Genomic DNA, 16,860 nt, shown 5'->3' on the forward strand with positions numbered 1-16,860 from the left:
TCGACGGCTTCCTCGCCGAGTGCCGGCAGGGGCGGGAGATGGGCTTCGACGGCAAGACCCTGATCCACCCCGGGCAGGTCGCCGGGGAGGAGGCGGCCGACGCGCCGGAAGCCGTGGGGGATCCGGGTGCGCGCCGGCAGGACGGCGAGCAGTCCGTAGTCCTCACCCCCGGCCGTCACCCAGTCCCGGGCGTCCTGGCCCAGCGCTCGCGCCAGGGGGTCCAGCACGGCGGCGTCGGAGCGCACCCAGTCCGGATCCAGCTCGACGCGGCGGCCGTTCACCAGCGCCAGCCGCCCGGCGTCCTTGGCCACGCCGTCCGAGACGTCCATCATGGCCAGGGCCCCGGCCTCGGCGGCACGTCGACCCGCCCCCAGCACGGGGCGCGGGCGCAACTGGGCCGTCGCGGCCCGGGCGGCCAGCCGCCGGACTCCAGGGGCGCCCCTCCGGAGCCGGTCCAGGAGCTCCTCCCGGGAGGTGTCCAGCACCGCGAGTCCGGCGGCGGCCCAGCCGGCCCGCCCGCACAGTACGAGGTCCACGGGGTCCGCCGCGGACACCGTGGGCGTCATCGCGCGCCGGACCGCGGGGCGGCCGCCGAGGTCTCCGGTGGCCGTGATGGCCAGGGTGATCCGGTCGTCCGAGCCCAGGTCCCCGCCCACGACCCGGCACCGCCGGGCCCCCAGGCGCCTCACGGCCCCGGCGATCCCGGCGGCGAGACCGTCGATCCAGGACACCCCCGTGGTGTGCGGCATGGTCAGGGCCAGCAGCAGCCCGGTGGCGTCCGCCCCCATCGCGTTCATGTCCGACAGGTTCTGGGCCGCCGCCTTCCAGCCGATCGAGTACCCCCCGGCGAAACCCCGGACGTCGTCCCCGCCCCCGCCACGGGATGCCCCGCAGGAGACGGCCGGCCAGTCCAGGCGGAAGTCCCGGTCCTGCGCCATGGCGTCGGTGGAGATGACGAACCGTCCGTCCGGGGCGGACACCACCGCGGCGTCGTCCCCGGGCCCCACCGTACCCTCGGGCCAGTCCCCCGCGGCCGGCAGGACGGCGAAGCGGCGGTTCAGGATGCGCAGGATCCCGGCCTCACCGAGGCCGCCGACCGTCCGGTCCCCCGTGCTGCCCCGCGACCGCGCCTGCTGACCGGTGCTCAATGCCGCCCGCTGGCCGCCGCCAGCGCCTCCCGGAACCGCCCGTAGCGGTTGATCTCCTGGCGCACCGGTTCTGCGATCCGCTGGGCGGCGACCTCGGCGATCGCCGCACGCAACCGGCGTCGGGCCCGCTGGGCACGAGCCCGGGCGCCCAGGCGCACCAGCGGGGCCGCGAGCAGGGCCAGCAGGATGCCGAAGGCCAGCCCGCCGGCCGCCAGCAGGGTGGGGATGGGGAACCCCTCCACGTCCGGGGCGGGGGGCAGGTCGAACTGGAGGTAGGCCGCCAGGGCCAGGACCCCGAGCCAGGCCAGTCCGGCCACGGCCGCCAGCAGGGCGAGCCACTGCAGGACATTGACGAGATGCCACCACCAGGAGGTGGCACCGGCCCGGAGATCGGTCGAGGTGATGGCCTGGTCGAGCTCATCGGGCAGCTGCTCCGCGTGGCTGCGGGCGGCCCGGCGGATCGAGGACCGCCAGGAGTCCGGCGCGCCCTCGCTGGCCGAGTCGGCGAAGGCCCGGACCGCCCCGTCCGCCTGGGCCCGCTGGGCCGGGCTGCGCTCGGGCAGGGACGTGCGGTGCAGACGGGGGTCGTCGGCGCCGGACGTGGCCCCGGGGGCGGCACCCTCACCGCGGCGCAGGCCCAGCCGGCGCAACGGGTCCTGGCGCACGCGGGCCATCCACCGCACCACGGGCCAACCGGTGCGCCGGCCCCCCTCGAGACGGTAGGACTGGGCAACGGCCCGGACCACGGTGGAGGCTCCCGAGGCCTCGGCCAGGGCGTCCACGAGCCGGGACTCGGCCCCCTTGCCGACGCCGGCCGGCACGCCTCCGGCGTCCTCGGACCCCAGTGCGCGGGCGGCGGTCCGCACGTCGGACAGCAGTCGTTCGGTGGCGGCCGAGCGCTGGGCGGCCACCTCGGCGATGGCGGTCCGCACGGCGTCGACACCGGCCCCCGTGGTGGCCGAGGCCGGGTAGACGGGGACGCGGACCAGTCCGTCCCGGGCCAGCAGGTCCTTCAGCGAGGCCACGACCCGCTCGACGTCCGGACCGGCGAGGCGATCCACCTGGTTGAGCACCACGAGGGTGACGGCCCGGTGTGCGGCCAGGGGTTCCAGGAACTCCCGGTGCAGCGCGGCGTCGGCGTACTTCTGGGGATCCACCACCCAGACCAGCACATCCACCTGGCCCACGAGCCGCTGGACGGTCCTGCGGTGACCGGCCGCGATCGAGTCGAAGTCCGGGAGGTCGAGCAGGATCAACCCGCCCGACTCCCGCCGCCGACCCCACCACGTAGTCAGGTCGGTGCCGGCGGCCGGCCCGTCCAGGACGTGCCGCTGGTTCACCTCGAGCCAGTCGAGCAGGGGGCCGGCGCCCTCGGCACCCCACACCGCGGCCATGGGCTCCGAGGTGGTCGGGCGGGTGGCGGCGGCCCGGGCCAGAGCGTGGCCGGTGACGGCGTTGAACAGGCTGGACTTCCCCGACCCGGTGGCGCCGAAGAAGCCGACGACCGTGTGCTCCGCCGAGAGCCGGCGGCGCTGGCCGGCGTGGTCCACCACCTGGCGGGCGGCCGCGAGCGCCTGGTCGGGCAACCGGCCCTCCCCCAGGTCCGTGGCCGTCCGGAGGGCGGCCAGCTTGCGGTCCAGGGGTGTCCCGTCCCGGGGCGCCGGTACGGCGCGCAGGTCCTGTCCCTCGCGCAGGTCCCGTCCGTCGCGGCTCATGCCCCGGCCTCCCCGGTCACGGAGGTGCCGGAGCCGCCGAGCCGGCGCAGTCCGGGGACCAGCGCCCGCAGGTGCTCCGTCTCCTCGTCCTCACGGACCTCGTCCAGCAGGACGGTGAAACGCCGGGCGTCATGGACCAGCAGGTCGCTGACCCGCTGCGCCAGGTTCTGCTGCGAGCGCCGGGCCAGGCGGCGCACGGCGTCCTCGCCGAAGATCGACTCCAGCAGCTTCTGGGCCACCACAGCGGTTCCGCCGGCGATCCCGACCTCGATGCCGAGCAGCCCTCCGGTGGACGCGAAGGACACGATCATCAGGGTCACCGCCACTCCGTTCACGCCCAGGGCGGTCACGCGGGCCATGGTGCGCTTGCCCGCGCCCTCGTCCTCGATGAGCCGGATCAGGTCCTGCTGCCAGCCGCGGATCTCGGCGGCGGCCCGGTCCGGGAAGTCCTCCGGCACCCGGGACAGGTCCCGGCCCTCGAGCAGTGCCCGGCCGGCGGCGTCCTGACGCCAGCGGTCCTCCGACTCCTCGGCGGCGGCGGCCACCTGTTCCACGAGCACGGCGTGCAGTCCGGTCTCGATGGCGGTCTCGACCGCCTCGGGTGGCGCGGGCCGGCCGGTCAGGAAGGCGGTGATCCGGTCCCTCAGGCGCCCGATGCCGGATTCCAGGGACCGGAAGAACTCGCCCGTGCCCACGAAGTCCTGCCAGCGGCTGAGCACCTCTCCGCGCAGCAGGGTGCCGTCGTGGGTGGCCGCCAGCACCCCCTCCCGGGCCTGTCCGTAGGCCGATTCCACGGCACCGGTCAGCCGTGCGGCCGCCTCGCGCTGGTCGTCCTCGGCCTGGGCGATGCCCTCGGCCTTGTCCGCGAGCTGCCGCACCACCCCGTTGAGGGTGCGGCGGGCCACCTCGGACCGGGAGCCGGCGTCGTGGGCTATGGCGGCCAGCCACTGCTGGAGCGGCGCGGCGGTACCGGCCGGCAGCATGCCGTCCGCGTCCAGTGGTGACTCGGTGACGACGAACAGCTCGGCCCCGCCCAGTCCACGCCGGCCCAGCAGTGCGGACAGGTCGGTGGCCACCTCGTCCTCGACTCCGGCCGGCACCCGGTCCAGGACGACGGCGACCGTGATGTCCCGGGCGGCCGCGTCCAGCAGCAGTTCCCACGGCACCGCGTCCGCGTAGCGGTTGGCGGTGGTGACAAAGATCCACAGGTCCGCCGCCGAGAGCAGCTGCGCGGCCAGCCGCCGGTTCTCGTCCGCGATGGAATCGATGTCCGGGGCATCCAGCAGGGCCAGTCCGGGGGGCAGCTGCGGTTCGGCGACCATCACGAGGGTGTCCGTGGCCTGGGGGTCGGGGTCCACGCCCGCCCGCTCGGCCGGCGGCCGCGCACCGGGATCGGCGCGGTGGCCGGTGGTCCGGGAGAGCCCGGGCAGAACCCGAGCGGTGGTGAACCACTCTACGTCGTCCGGGTGGTGCAGCAGGATCGGCTGCCGCGTGGTGGGGCGGATGGCACCGGCCCGGGTCACGGGGTGGCCCACCAGGGCGTTGACCAGGGTCGACTTCCCGGCCCCGGTGGATCCCCCGACGACGGCCAGCAGCGGGGCGTCGAGGCTGCGGTAGCGCGGCAGGACGTAGTCGTCGAGCTGGCCGACGGCGGACCGGCGGACGGCCTCCGTGTCCGCGGCCCCGTCCACGGCCAGCGGCAGGCGGACCGCATCCAGTTCTGTCCGGAGCCGGCCCAGGAGGTCCACGGCCTCGGCGGCGATCCGGGGGGCGGCGTCCGCGGAACCGCCCGCTGCGGGGACCGGCGCCTCCGGTGCGACCGGCAGTCCTGCCCCCGGGGATCCTGCCAGTGGCTCGTCCGGGGAACCGGCGTCGGGGGCTGCTGGCGTGAAGGGTGTGCTCACCACCCCATCATGACACCCGGGACGGAGGTGCCGGGGAACGCAAGAGGCCCGGTCCTGATGGACCGGGCCTCTTGCTCGTGGTGACCCCAGCGGGATTCGAACCCGCGTTACCGCCGTGAGAGGGCGGCGTACTAGGCCGCTATACGATGGGGCCGTCACCGTTGTCCGTCAAGTCCCGCCTGACTGGCGTTTCTCTCCGGGCAACCCCAGAAGTATTTCATACTCTGGGGGCTTTCACCAAATCGGTGAAATCCGCTGGGGTACCAGGACTCGAACCTAGAATGACGGTACCAGAAACCGTTGTGTTGCCAATTACACCATACCCCAATGGCTGTCAAGTGAATGATCCGGTCACCCGGGATTCCCTTGGGCCATCCGCACCAGGTCTCCCTGGCACGGGTGTTTACTATACCGGCGATCGGCGCCGATGACAAAACGGCGCCGGGGTGGGCTCCGTCACCCCGGCCGGGCCCCGGTTCAGCCGGCGTCCGTGGTGCGGGCGGCCTGCTCTGCCGCGAACCGGTCGAGGCGCGCCAGGGCGGAGTCCCGCCCCAGGATCTCGAGGGACTCGAACAGCGGCGGCGAGACCTTCTTGCCGGACACGGCGGTCCGCACGGGCCCGAAGGCCTGACGCGGCTTGAGGCCGAGCCCGTCGATCAGCTCACGCCGCAGCGCGGCCTCGATGGCCTCGGTCCTCCAGTCACCGTCCTCGATCCCGGCCAGTCCGCGTCGCGCCGCGGCCAGGGCGCCGCCCAGGTCGGCGGGCATGCCCTTGAGGGCCCCGTCCGCCGTCGTGATCTGGTCATCGGCCTGGAACAGGAAGGCGAGCATGTCCACGGCCTCGCCCAGCAGGGCCACGCGCTCCTGCACCAGCGGGGCGGCGGCGTCGAGGACCTGGCCCTCGCGCGCCGTCAACGGGTCGGACACGAGACCGGCCTGCTGCAGGTAGGGCACCAGCCGGTCGCGGAAGTCCTGGCCGTCCAGCATCCGCACGTGGGTCCCGTTGATCGCGGTGGCCTTCTTCTCGTCGAACCGGGCCGGATTGGCCAGCACGTGGTGCACGTCGAAGTGCTGCACGAACTGCTCTCGGGTGAAGATGTCCTCGTCCGCCGAGAGCGACCAGCCCAGCAGCGCCAGGTAGTTGATCAGGCCCTCGGGGATGAACCCGTGCTCGCGGTGCAGGAAAAGGTTGGACTGCGGGTCCCGCTTGGACAGCTTCTTGTTGCCCTCCCCCATCACGTACGGCAGGTGGCCGAACGCGGGCATGTACTTCGCCACCCCGATGGCGTATAGGGCCCGGTAGAGCGCGATCTGCCGCGGCGTGGAGGACAACAGGTCCTCGCCGCGCAGCACGTGCGTGATCTCCATCAGGGCATCGTCCAGGGGGTTGACCAGGGTGTAGAGCGGGGAACCGTCCGGGCGCACCACCACGAAGTCCGGGACCGAACCGGCCTGGAAGGTGATCTCACCGCGCACCGTGTCCGTGAAGGTGATGTCCTCCTCCGGCATGCGCAGGCGCAGCGCGGGCTGGCGGCCCTCGGCGCGGAACCCGGCCACCTGCTCGGGGGTCAGGTCACGGTCGTAACCGTCATATCCCAGCTTGGCGTCCCGGCCCGCGGCACGGTGGCGGGCCTCGATCTCCTCCGGCGTGGAGAAGCTCTCGTAGATGTACCCGGCGTCCTTGAGCCGGGCGATCACGTCCTGGTAGATCTGACCGCGCTGGGACTGGCGGTAGGGCGCATGCGGGCCGCCCACCTCCACGCCCTCGTCCCAGTCGATGCCGAGCCAGGACATGGCCTCCAGCAGCTGCTGGTAGCTCTCCTCGGAGTCACGCTTGGCGTCGGTGTCCTCGATCCGGAACACCATGGTCCCGCCCGTGTGCCGGGCCCAGCCCCAGTTGAACAGGGCGGTGCGGATGAGTCCGACGTGCGGGGTTCCGGTCGGTGAGGGGCAGAAACGGACGCGGACCGGGGCGTCGGCGGGGACGGCGGGGATGTCGGCGGGGGCCGTGGCGGAGTGTGCAGTCGTCATGATGACTGCCAGTCTATTATCGACGCCGGCCGGCGCGGCCGGCGCTCAGCGGCGATAGACGCTGGCCAGGGTGCCGATCCCCTCGACCGTCGCCTCGGTGCGCTGGCCCGCCTCGACGGTGCCGACGCCGGCCGGCGTCCCGGTGAGGATGACGTCCCCGGGCAGCAGCGTGAAGGCCTCGGAGACCGCGGCCACGATCTCACGGACGCCGAAGACCATGTCCGCGGTGGTGCCGTCCTGGACGGTCCGGCCGTCCAGGGTCATGGTGATGCGCAGGTCCTCCGTGGCGGAGGTGTCCAGACCGGTCTCGATCCACGGCCCCAGCGGGCACGCGCCGTCGAAGCCCTTCGCCCGGGCCCACTGCAGGTCCGCGCGCTGCGCGTCCCGGGCGGTGAGGTCGTTGGCCACGGTGTAGCCGAACACGACGTCGTCCACGCGGTCCACCGGGACCTCCTTGCAGATGGTCCCGATGACGACCGCGAGTTCCGCCTCGTAGGAGACCTCCTCGGACCAGGACGGCAGCGTGACCGGTTCCCCCGGTCCGACCACGGAGGTGTTGGGCTTGAGGAAGAACTGGGGGCGGTCCGGAACCTCGTTGCCGAGCTCGGCGGCGTGGCCCGCCCAGTTGCGTCCGACGCCCACCACCTTGGACCGCGGGATGATGGGGGCCACCAGCCGCACGTCGGCCAGGGCGTGGCGCGTGGCGGTGGGATGGATGCCCTGGAAGAACGGGTCACCGTGCAGTTCGGTGATCGTCAGCTCCTCCAGGGGGGCGTCCGGCTCCCCCTCGACGATGCCGTACGCGGGCTCTGACTGGGCGACGAAACGGGCGATGCGCATGCCCCGAGCCTAGTGGCACGGCAGCGGGGCCGGGCACCCCGGCAGAGGGCCCCCGCCCCTGTGGAATACTGGGGCCGGGCCGCGAGGCCGGGCCCGGGCCCACCCGTGACGGGAATCATCCGCCGGGCATCACACAGGCATGAGTGAAAGCAGGACCGTGAATCCCACCATCGAGCACCTCCGCCGGGAACTTTCCACGAAAGTCTTCGACCAGGGCTTCCACTGGCGGATCATGTTCCTCGGCAAGTCGATCAACGGCACCACCGACATCGTCTCCTCCCTGTACCGCTCGTTGCGCAACCTCGGGCACCACGTGCTCCAGGTGGACACCTCCCAGCACCGCATCCTGGACAACCCCCACGGGGCCATGGGCGGCATGGGACCCATCTACGTCCCGTACGACCGCATCAAGCACATGGTCGACGAGTTCCGGCCGCAGATGATCATCCTGTGTGCCGGCGGCATGGTGTTCACCGAGGAGGACGCCCGTCTCCTGAAGGACCGCGGGATCATGCTCGTGGGCACCACCCTGTCCGACCCGGACGTCTTCCCCTCCGTGAAGGACCACGTCCACACCTTCGACGTCCACACCACCAACTCCCAGACGGCCCTGCAGATGTACCGGGACGCCGGGGTGGTGAACACCGTGTACCTGCCCTTCGGGATCGACCGCGGCTTCGTCACGCAGGACGTGAAGACCGCCCCCGAGTTCGAGCACGACGTCATCTGCCTGGGTCACGCCCACGACCGCCCGGACCGCAACAAGGTCATGACGGCCCTCGACCGGCAGTTCGACGTCAAGACCTACGGGCGCGGCTGGGAGCTGCCCGGGTCCGAGCCCGTGGCCGGGACGGAGATGGTCCAGGCGCTCAAGGGCGGCCGGATCCACGTCAACTTCCCGCTGACCCGTGCCGGGTTCATCAACATCAAGTGCGGCGTGTTCGAGTCCGCCGGCCAGGGCGCCCTGGTGGCGACCGGGAACTTCGACGAGATGGCCGACTTCTTCGAGTACGGCGAGGAGATCATCGGCTACGAGGACGAGGAGGACCTGGCCCGCCAGATCCGCTTCCTCCTGGACCACCCCGAGGAGTACGACCGGATCGCGGAGAACGGGTTCCGCCGGGTCGTCGAGAACCACCTGTACGAGCACCGCTGGATGGACCTGTTCTCCACCTTCCGTTCCCTCGACGAGGCCTCCTTCCCGTGGCTCGACGCCGAGCGCCGCGAGACCCTGTCCCGCACGCTCTCGGAGTCGCTGCCGCGGGCGAAGAAGGTCATCCTGGCGGGCTTCTACGGAGCCGGGAACATCGGCGACGAGCTGATCCTGAAGTCGGTGTCCCACGCCCTGCACCGGGCGGACCCGGCCGTGCAGGTCCAGGTGGCCGCGGAGAACGCGCAGCGGGTGGAGGCCTCCCACGGCCTGCAGGCGTTCACGCGGCGCAACCTCAACGCGGCCGCCTACGAGGTGCACACTGCGGCCGCGGTCGTCGTCGGCGGCGGCGGGCTCTGGCACGACTACACCTTCGAGCGGGCCGGCGGGCTGCTCGGCCTGTTCACGGGGGCCACCATCTCCATGGCCGGCTTCGGCATCCTGCCGCTCATGGGACGCGTGCTCGACAAGCCCTACCACGTCGTCGGCATGGGCGTCGGACCGCTGACCGACGAGGACGCGCGGGCCACCGTGCGGTACCTCGCGAACCAGACCTCGTCGCTGTACGTCCGGGACCCCGAGTCCGCCGAGCTGCTGCGCTCCCTGCCGGTCGACGCCGACCGCATCACCACCGGGCCCGACGTCGTCCACGCCGTCCCGCTGCCGGCGGCCGAGGACGTCCGCGAGTCCCTGCCGGCCGCCGTCGCCCGCGCCCGGGAGGAGGGCCGGCCGGTCATCGGGGTCAACCTGCGCCCGTGGGCGCACGAGGACATGGACGCCGTGGCGGCCACCGTGGCCGGTGCCCTCGCGGACGCGACGCCCGCCGGGGGCCCCGCCCCGCTCTACGTCTCGGTGCCCATGCAGTCCGGGGCGGCCTTCGACGTCGCGGCGATCGAGCGCGTGTTCGAGCAGTTGCCGGAAGGCTCCGAGACCTGGACCCCCGAGGGGCCCCTGGACCTGGACACCCTCGTGGCGCTCTACGGCGCCATGGACCTGCTGGTGGCGATGCGCCTGCACGCGGCCCTGGTGGCCCACCGCTGCGGGGTGCCCGTCGTCGGGCTCGGTTACGACCCCAAGGTCGGCCGTCACTTCGACGAGGTCGAGCGCGGCGACTGGTGCCTGCCGCTGACCGTGGACCGCACCGCCCTCACGGGCCGGGTCCGCGACGGTCTGCAGGCCGGCCGGGCCGGGTTCTCCGAGTCCACGCTGACCGCCCTGGCGCGGTTGCGCGCCGAGGCGGAGCAGTGCCTGGCCGTGTCCGCGCGGATGATCGCCGACTCCCCCACGCCGCAGGCGGTCTACGAGGTCCCGGCGGAGAACGCCGTGGGGACCGGGGTGCCGGCCCTGCGCAAGGCGCCCCAGCCGACGCGGTTCGTCGGCCTGCAGCCCGCCGGCGTGGGCATCCCCGTGCCGTCGAACCGGCCGGTGGGCCGCTTCCGGGCGAGCGCGTTCGACATCGCCCTGCACCTGCCGGTGACCAAGCCCCGCAAGGGCATGGAACTGCGCTGGGACGGAGAGCTCCACATCGAGGGCGAGGGCGTCAAGGACCTCGGGTTCACCCTGACCTCGGACTGGTCCAACCCCAAGGCCGTGGGCAAGATCTTCGTGGACATCGAGGTGGCGGGCCGGATCTTCTCCCTGGACCTCGCCCGCGACCACGGGACCGTGGTGCTGCACCTCGTGCACCAGGCCGGCGTGGCCCTGCCGTTCACCTTCCGGCTGCGGGTCGCCAAGACCGCCTTCGCCTCGAAGGCGTGGCCGAAGGCCTCCGCCGTCCAGCTGCAGCTCGTCTCGGTGGCGGACAGCGCCGAGGGCCTCGGGCCGGTCCTGTCCGCCTCGGCGGGCACCATCCAGGCCTCCTGACCCGCCCAGACGTCCCTCCGCCGCCTTCCGCCGCGGCCCGCCCTCGACCGGGGTGGGCCGCGGCGCCGTGTCACGCGCCGGGCGGCACGCCTGACCGGCCCGGGTCTCCCCCATGAGTAGATTGAGGAATTATGAGTGACTTCCCCGCATACGGTCAGCAACCCCTCCCGACGCTGGTGAGCTTCTACGCCGGTGACCAGTACTACCACGACGCCGCCGCCCGCCTCCGGGAGGACTGTGAGCGGTTGGGGATGCCGCACCACATCGAGGAACTGCCTGCGGAGGGCCTGGACTGGGGTGCCATCACCCGAGAGAAGATCGGTTTCTACCGCCGGATGCACGACCGGTTCGGGGCCATCCTGTGGGTGGACGTCGATACCCGCTTGGTCGGCCTGCCGGAGGTGCTTCGAGGTTCTCACTTCGACCTCGTGGGCTTCGGCGGCCGGTTCCGTTACATCCGCGAGTACGACCCGTATCAGACGGCACGCTTCTGGGTGCCGTCTTACCTCTACTTCGGTCCCACGCAGGCCGCGAGCGACTTCCTGGACCTCATGCTCGACATCGAGGGTGAGACCGAGGAACGGGTCACGGATGACTACATCCTCCAGGAGGCGTGGAGCCGTCATGAGCTGCCCCTGTCCGTCGGCCTGCTGCCGCCGGACATGATGCTGCGCCCGACCGAGACGCCGACCCATCGGAGTGTCTTCCTGCACGGGCACAGCGGCAATGTCAGCTCCTTCCGCGACCAGGTGGTGCAGCACCAGAACGCCGCGGACAACCCGGCGGTCCGTTCGCGGGTGCTCGGCGCGGAGGCCGTCGATGCCATGAAGGCCGGGAACCGGTTCGCTGCCATCCGGCTGGCGGAGCGGTCCCTCGACTCCCTGCCCACGGATCCCGACGCGGCGATCCGCCTATCGAGGTACCTCAAGCTGGACCGTCAGCACGAGGAGTCAGTGGCGGTGCTGCGGAGTCAGCTCCAGGAGAACCCGACGCTGGATGCGACGAGGCAGGAGCTCGCCGTCCGCCTCAAGGAGCGCCACGACTTCGCCGGTGCCCGGCGCGAGGCCGAGCACGTCCTGACGGGCGCGAGCAGTGCCGCCGCGGCCCGCGCGGCCGAGCTCCTCGACGAGATCGGGCGGGACGAGCGCGCGCGCGACCTGGGTATCGGACCCGCCCGGCGCCTGAGGATGTGGTGGATGAAGACCCCCTACCCCGGTAACTTCGGCGATGTGCTGAGCCCGTGGGTGGTCGAATGGGTGACCGGTCAGCCGCCGGCCTTCGGCCAGCGGGACCGTAGCCTGCTGGCCATCGGTTCCGTCATCAAGTTCGCGCGGGAACGGTCGACGGTCTGGGGTTCGGGGACCCCGCGCCGCGGGGACGCGATGGACCCCAATGCCCGCTACCTGGCCGTCCGCGGCCCCGTCACCCGCGAGGAGGTCCTGGCCGGAGGCGGCTCGTGCCCGGAGGTCTACGGCGACCCCGCCCTGCTGCTGCCCCGTTTCGTCTCAGGACACCAGGGACCCAAGCAGCACGAGGTGGGCTTCATCAGGCACGTCTCGCAGGACAACCTCGACCTGCACCTGGACGACGTGGCCGACATCCGCCTCAGCGGCGTCGGGGAGGGCTTCCTGCGGTCGGTGGTGGACCAGATCACCTCGTGCGAACGGATCGTCTCGACGTCCCTGCACGGGGTGATCGTGGCCAACGCCTACGGCATCCCGGCTCGCTGGGCGGTCATGGGGGACGCCTCGGAGGCCATCAGCGGCGACGGGACGAAGTTCGAGGACTACTTCCGCTCGGTGGGGCTGGAGCCTCAGGCGCCCCTCGAGGTCTCTCGCCATTCCCCCATCACACCGTCCCTGGCCGATGGCCTGCCGGACACGGTCGAGCTGGACTTCGACGGCGACGCACTCGCCGGCGCCCTGCGCGAGGGCCTGGGGCTCTAGGCAGGACCGCGACGGCCCGCCCCGGTGGCTGCTCCCGCGGGAGCGGCCACCGGGGCGGGCCGTATCTCGTGCGTCCCGGGCGCCCCGGCGTCCTCAGGCCAGCCGGTGGAGCCAGCCGTGGCGGTCCTCGCCGTGGCCGGTCTGCAGGTCCAGGAGTTCACGGCGGATGTCCAGCGCCACGGAGTCACCCGGGGTGACGGCCGGGGAGTCGAAGTGCTCCTCGCCGTCCACCAGGCGGCCGATCGGGGTGATGACGGCCGCCGTGCCACAGGCGAACACCTCGGTGATCTCACCGCCGGCCACCCCGTCGCGCCACTCCTGGAGCGTGATGCGCCGTTCGACGACGTCCAGCCCGCGGTCCCGGCCCAGCTGCAGCACGGAGGATCGCGTGACTCCCTCCAGGATGGTGCCGGTGAGCTCGGGGGTGACGAGGGAGCCGTCCTTGAAGACGAAGAACACGTTCATCCCGCCCAGTTCCTCCACGGCGTTGTCCCGGACGGGGTCGAGGAAGAGGACCTGGTCGCAGCCCTGGGCCGACGCCTCGAGCTGCGCGGCCAGGGACGCGGCGTAGTTGCCGCCGAACTTGGCCGCACCGGTGCCGCCGTGACCGGCGCGGGCGTAGTCCCGGGACACCCAGATGGAGACGGGCTTGAGCTCGCCCCCGAAATAGTTCCCCGCCGGGGAGGCGATGACCTTGTACGCGATCTCGTGGGCCGGGCGCACGCCGAGGAATGCCTCGGAGGCGTACATGAACGGCCGCAGGTACAGCGACTGCCCCTCGCCGTCCGGCACCCAGCCGATGTCCGTGGACACCAGCAGGCGCAATGACTCGAGGAAGTCCTCCTCCGGCAGTTCCGGCAGGGCCAGCCGCCGCGCGGAGCGGTTCAGGCGTGCCGCGTTGGCCCGGGGCCGGAACGTCCACACGGTGCCGTCCGGGTGGCGATAGGCCTTCAGGCCCTCGAAGATCTCCTGGGCGTAGTGGAGGACGGCCGTGGCCGGGGACAGGCTCAGCGGCCCGAACGGCTCGATCCGCGCGTCGTGCCAGGTCCCGCCGCTGTGCTGCCCGTCGCCGCCCCAGGTCCAGTCGATGGAGACCATGTGGTCGGTGAAGTGCTGCCCGAAGCCCGGATCCGCCAGGATCTCACGGCGCCGCTCCTCGGAGACGGGCGAGGACTGGGGATGGACGGCGAATTCCATGGACACGACGGATTCCTTCTCTCGTAGTACCCCGGGTGCCACGCAGGCCGGCGCCGGCCGCGCCCAGGGCGTTGCTTCGCGTTCTCGGTGGCCAGCGGGTCCGCTGATGCGCCGGGAAGGTGCATCCATCATATGACCTGCCCGGAGGGCGGTTCAGACGCGGGATGCCTCGACGCCGCTCAGACGGCGGCGGCGATGGCGTCGCCGACCTGCGCCGTGGTGCGCGGTCCCGACTGCGGCGTGCCGGACTGGCCGCGGGCGGCCATGTCCGCCCACACGGCCTCGTTGATGCGCCGGGCGGCATCGGTGCGGCCGGCCTGCTCCAGGAGCAAGGCCCCGGAGAGGATGGCGGCGGTGGGGTCGGCCTTCTGCTGTCCGGCGATGTCCGGGGCCGAACCGTGGACCGGCTCGAACATGGACGGTGCGGTGCCGGAGATGTTCAGGTTCCCGGATGCGGCCAGGCCGATGCCGCCCGTGACGGCGGCGGCGAGGTCGGTGAGGATGTCGCCGAACAGGTTGTCGGTGACGATCACGTCGAACCGCGAGGGGTCGGTGGTCATGTGGATGGTCGCGGCGTCCACGTGCATGTAGTCGTGGGTGACGGACGGGTACTCCGCGGCCACGGCCTCCACCGTCCGCCGCCAGAGGTGCCCGGCGTACACGAGCACGTTGTGCTTGTGCACGAGGGACACGTGCCGGCGCGGCCGGGTGGCGGCCAGCGCGAAGGCGTGGCGGACGACCCGCTCCACGCCGTAGGCGGTGTTGACGGAGACCTCGGTGGCGATCTCCTGGGGCGTGCCGGTCCGGATGGCCCCGCCGTTGCCGACGTAGGGCCCCTCGGTGCCCTCGCGCACGACCACGAAGTCGATGTCACCGGGCTCCGCCAGCGGGCTGGGAACGCCAGGGTAGAGCCGCGCCGGACGCAGGTTCACCCCGTGGTCCAGGCTGAACCGCAGCTTCAGCAGGAGCTCGCGCTCGATCAGCCCGGAGGGGATGCGGGTGTCGTTCGGGGCGGCGCCCACGGCACCGAACAGGATTGCGTCGTGGGCGCGCAGCCGCTGCAGGGTCTCCTCGGTGAGCGTCTCCCCGGTCTGCAGCCAGTGCGCCGCGCCGAGTGAGTAGTCGGTGGTGCGGATCTCCGCGTCACCGGAGGCCTCCGTGGCCGCCCGCATGACCTTGAGCGCCTCGGCGGTGACCTCCGGCCCGATGCCGTCCCCGCCGATGACGGCGATGTCCAGGACGTCCTGGACGGAGCGGGTGGCGGTCTGGGTGCTGGCCGGGCGAACCGTATCGGCGACGTTTTCCATGCTCTCAGGCTAGGCCCGCCCGGGGACACTGGTCCACCATGTGGTCACACTGTCCACCATGCGGACAGGCACCGGTCCCGCCGTGGGACGCGGCCGACCGGCGGAGCCTGGACGCACCGCTGGTCCTAGCCGGCCTCTGGCTCCTCGTGGCGCGGGAAGACCGGGACCGGCGCCGGCAGGGAGGCCCCCGGCACCAGGGCCTCGTCCCAGGCCGCGAAGGACCGCGGCCCGGCACCGGAGGCACCGGTGCGGCCGGCGTCGCCGGAGGCCTCCACCCCGAGCAGGTCCAGCAGGCGCGTGGCCGATCCCGGCATCACCGGCTGGACCAGCAGCGCCACGCGGCGCACCGTCTCCAGCGTCGCGTACAGCACGGTGGCCATCCGCTCCGGGTCGGTCTTGCGCAGCACCCAGGGTTGCTGATCGGCGAAGTAGGCGTTCGCGTCGTTCAGGACGGCCCACGTGGACTCCAGGGCGTGGTGGAAGTCCTGCACGGCGTAGTCCGCCCGCGAGGTCTCCAGCAGGGACGAGACGGACTCCAGCAGGGCGCGGTCGGCGTCGGTGTACTCCCCCGGCTCCGGCACCGTGCCGCCGAGGTTCTTGGCCACCATGGACAGCGAGCGCTGGGCCAGGTTGCCCAGGTTGTTGGCCAGGTCCGCGTTCTTGCGCCCCACCACGGCGTCGTGACTGTACGAACCGTCGGCGCCGAAGGGGAACTCTCGCATCAGGAAGTACCGCACGGCGTCCAGCCCGTAGTGGGCCACCCACTCCGCCGGGGCCACGACGTTGCCCAGCGACTTGGACATCTTCTGGCCCTCGTTGTTCAGGAAACCGTGGATCATCACCCGCCGCGGCAGCTCGAGGCCGGCGCTCATCAGGAAGGCCGGCCAGAAGATGCAGTGGAACCGGGAGATGTCCTTGCCGATGATGTGCAGGTCGGCCGGCCAGTAGCGCGCGAAGCGCTCCGAACCGGTGTCGGGGAATCCGGCACCGGTGAGGTAGTTGGTCAGCGCGTCCACCCACACGTACATCACGTGCTCCAGGGTGGGCTGGACGGGCTGCCCGTCCGGGCCCTTCGCGGTGCCGTCCGCCGGCGCCGGGACGTCGATCCCCCAGTCGAAGGAGGTCCGGGAGATGGACAGGTCCTCCAGCCCGGACTCCACGAACCGGATGACCTCGTTGAACCGGTACTGCGGCGCGGCGAACTGCGGGCGGCTGCGGTAGAGCTCCAGCAGCGGCTCCTGGTACTTCGAGAGGCGGAAGAAGTAGCTCTCCTCCTCCGTCCAGGTCACCTCGGTGCCGGTCTCCGTCGCATAGCGCACGCCGTCCTCGCCCACGTGCGTCTCGTCCTCGCCGAAGAACCGCTCGTCGCGCACCGAGTACCAGCCGGAGTAGCTGCCCAGGTAGATGTCACCGGCGGCCTCCATGCGCCGCCAGATGGCCTGGACGGACTCGCGGTGGTCGGCGTCCGTGGTCCGGATGAACCGGTCGTAGGACACGTCCAGGACCTCGTCGTCCACCTGCTGGAAGGCCGCCGCGTTGCGGGTGGCCAGTTCCAGCGGGGTGATGCCCTCGGCCTCGGCGGTCTGCTGCATCTTCTGGCCGTGCTCGTCCGTGCCGGTGAGGAAGAACACGTCCTTGCCGTCGAGGCGCTGGAACCGGGCCATCACGTCCGCGCCCACGTACTCGTACGCGTGGCCGACGTGCGGCTCGCCGTTCGGGTAGGAGATGGCGGTGGACAGGTAGTAGCTCTGGGCCATGC

9 protein-coding genes, 2 tRNA genes and 1 pseudogene are annotated in these 16,860 nt (G+C 72.2%); 2 read left to right on the top strand and 10 right to left on the bottom strand.

Annotation, left to right across the window (positions count from 1 at the left end; all coding sequences use genetic code 11):
* Nucleotides 1-659 precede the first annotated feature (659 nt).
* From Q0283_RS14635 to Q0283_RS14665, 7 genes and pseudogenes are all read right to left on the bottom strand, one after another.
* Nucleotides 660-938 (bottom strand): annotated as a pseudogene (locus tag Q0283_RS14635) (AIR synthase related protein); the annotation flags it as partial.
* A 206-nt stretch (nt 939-1,144) separates the two neighbouring features.
* Nucleotides 1,145-2,863 (bottom strand): GTPase, encoded by a 1,719-nt coding sequence (locus Q0283_RS14640; RefSeq protein ID WP_298045321.1) that lies wholly within the window; start codon nt 2,861-2,863, stop codon nt 1,145-1,147.
* Complete coding sequence (locus tag Q0283_RS14645; protein WP_298045368.1) at nt 2,860-4,611, bottom strand: dynamin family protein; 1,752 nt, start codon at nt 4,609-4,611, stop codon at nt 2,860-2,862. Before Q0283_RS14645 ends, Q0283_RS14640 begins: the two co-directional genes overlap by 4 nt.
* A 234-nt stretch (nt 4,612-4,845) precedes the next feature.
* Nucleotides 4,846-4,921, bottom strand: a tRNA-Glu gene (locus Q0283_RS14650).
* Between the two features lie 101 nt (nt 4,922-5,022).
* A tRNA-Gln gene (locus tag Q0283_RS14655) sits at nt 5,023-5,094 on the bottom strand.
* Nucleotides 5,095-5,244: 150 nt separating this feature from the next.
* Nucleotides 5,245-6,798 carry a glutamate--tRNA ligase gene (gene gltX / locus Q0283_RS14660; protein WP_298045323.1) on the bottom strand — a complete coding sequence of 518 codons (1,554 nt, stop codon included), beginning with the start codon at nt 6,796-6,798 and terminating at the stop codon, nt 5,245-5,247.
* A gap of 45 nt (nt 6,799-6,843) precedes the next feature.
* Nucleotides 6,844-7,638: a fumarylacetoacetate hydrolase family protein gene (locus Q0283_RS14665; protein WP_183524745.1), complete on the bottom strand. Its 795-nt coding sequence runs from the start codon at nt 7,636-7,638 to the stop codon at nt 6,844-6,846.
* A 139-nt stretch (nt 7,639-7,777) separates the two neighbouring features.
* On the opposite strand from Q0283_RS14665, the gene Q0283_RS14670 reads away from it, so the two are divergent.
* The gene (locus tag Q0283_RS14670; RefSeq protein ID WP_298045326.1) at nt 7,778-10,651 is read left to right on the top strand and encodes a polysaccharide pyruvyl transferase family protein; all 2,874 of its coding nucleotides are present in this window, start codon (nt 7,778-7,780) and stop codon (nt 10,649-10,651) included.
* A 131-nt stretch (nt 10,652-10,782) separates the two neighbouring features.
* Nucleotides 10,783-12,597, top strand: a complete 1,815-nt coding sequence (locus Q0283_RS14675; RefSeq protein ID WP_298045329.1) for a polysaccharide pyruvyl transferase family protein — start codon at nt 10,783-10,785, stop codon at nt 12,595-12,597.
* 93 nt (nt 12,598-12,690) lie between these two features.
* On the opposite strand, the gene Q0283_RS14680 is transcribed toward Q0283_RS14675, so the two are convergent.
* The 3 genes from Q0283_RS14680 to metG all read right to left on the bottom strand — a co-directional run bounded on the left by Q0283_RS14680 (nt 12,691) and on the right by metG (nt 16,858).
* A complete protein-coding gene (locus Q0283_RS14680) occupies nt 12,691-13,794 on the bottom strand; it encodes a branched-chain amino acid aminotransferase (protein ID WP_029139351.1) in 1,104 nt (367 codons plus the stop codon).
* Between the two features lie 179 nt (nt 13,795-13,973).
* Nucleotides 13,974-15,101 carry a 3-isopropylmalate dehydrogenase gene (locus Q0283_RS14685; RefSeq protein ID WP_298045332.1) on the bottom strand — a complete coding sequence of 376 codons (1,128 nt, stop codon included), beginning with the start codon at nt 15,099-15,101 and terminating at the stop codon, nt 13,974-13,976.
* Nucleotides 15,102-15,226: 125 nt separating this feature from the next.
* Nucleotides 15,227-16,858, bottom strand: a complete 1,632-nt coding sequence (gene metG / locus Q0283_RS14690) for a methionine--tRNA ligase (RefSeq protein ID WP_298045334.1) — start codon at nt 16,856-16,858, stop codon at nt 15,227-15,229.
* Nucleotides 16,859-16,860: the final 2 nt, after the last annotated feature.

The organism is uncultured Citricoccus sp. (assembly GCF_937871995.1).
Taxonomy (GTDB): domain Bacteria; phylum Actinomycetota; class Actinomycetes; order Actinomycetales; family Micrococcaceae; genus Citricoccus.

Coding starts and splice junctions, on each gene's coding strand:
- Q0283_RS14685 (WP_298045332.1), bottom strand. CDS start 15,101: ATGGAAAACGTCGCCGATACGGTTCGCCCGGCCAGCACCCAGACCGCC.
- Q0283_RS14680 (WP_029139351.1), bottom strand. CDS start 13,794: ATGGAATTCGCCGTCCATCCCCAGTCCTCGCCCGTCTCCGAGGAGCGG.
- Q0283_RS14675 (WP_298045329.1), top strand. CDS start 10,783: ATGAGTGACTTCCCCGCATACGGTCAGCAACCCCTCCCGACGCTGGTG.
- gltX (WP_298045323.1), bottom strand. CDS start 6,798: ATGACGACTGCACACTCCGCCACGGCCCCCGCCGACATCCCCGCCGTC.
- Q0283_RS14670 (WP_298045326.1), top strand. CDS start 7,778: ATGAGTGAAAGCAGGACCGTGAATCCCACCATCGAGCACCTCCGCCGG.
- Q0283_RS14665 (WP_183524745.1), bottom strand. CDS start 7,638: ATGCGCATCGCCCGTTTCGTCGCCCAGTCAGAGCCCGCGTACGGCATC.
- Q0283_RS14640 (WP_298045321.1), bottom strand. CDS start 2,863: ATGAGCCGCGACGGACGGGACCTGCGCGAGGGACAGGACCTGCGCGCC.
- metG (WP_298045334.1), bottom strand. CDS start 16,858: ATGGCCCAGAGCTACTACCTGTCCACCGCCATCTCCTACCCGAACGGC.